Origin of the sequence: Pseudomonas sp. SIMBA_067 (genome assembly GCF_046534675.1) — a bacterium.
Taxonomy (GTDB): domain Bacteria; phylum Pseudomonadota; class Gammaproteobacteria; order Pseudomonadales; family Pseudomonadaceae; genus Aquipseudomonas; species Aquipseudomonas putida.
This window is the reverse complement of sequence record NZ_JAWRYH010000414.1, coordinates 1-273: the sequence shown is the minus strand read 5'-3', so window position 1 is coordinate 273 and position 273 is coordinate 1. Positions and strand designations below refer to the sequence as shown.

Here is a 273-nt window from a genome sequence, read left to right as displayed (position 1 = left end):
CTATCGAACCCTCTTCGGGTGGCGAAGTGAAGTCGCAGACACAGCTGACCGACGAGCAGCGCCAGTTGCTTGAGCAGATGCAGGCGGATATGCGTCAGCAGCCGACGCAGCTCAACGAAGTGCCGTGGAACGAACAGACGCCGGCGCAACGTCAGCAGACACTGCAGCATCAGCAGCAGTTGCAACAACTGCAACGTCAGCAGCAGCAGGTTCAGCAACAACAGCAGCAGCAACAGGTTCAGCAGCAACGTCAGCAGTTGCAGGCTCAGCAGC

At 59.0% G+C, this 273-nt stretch carries 1 protein-coding gene; it reads right to left on the bottom strand.

Features of this window, described 5'->3' with window-relative positions:
- Window positions 1–273 (bottom strand): hypothetical protein (locus SB765_RS29680; protein WP_410932500.1); only part of this gene is annotated, 273 nt, incomplete at both ends.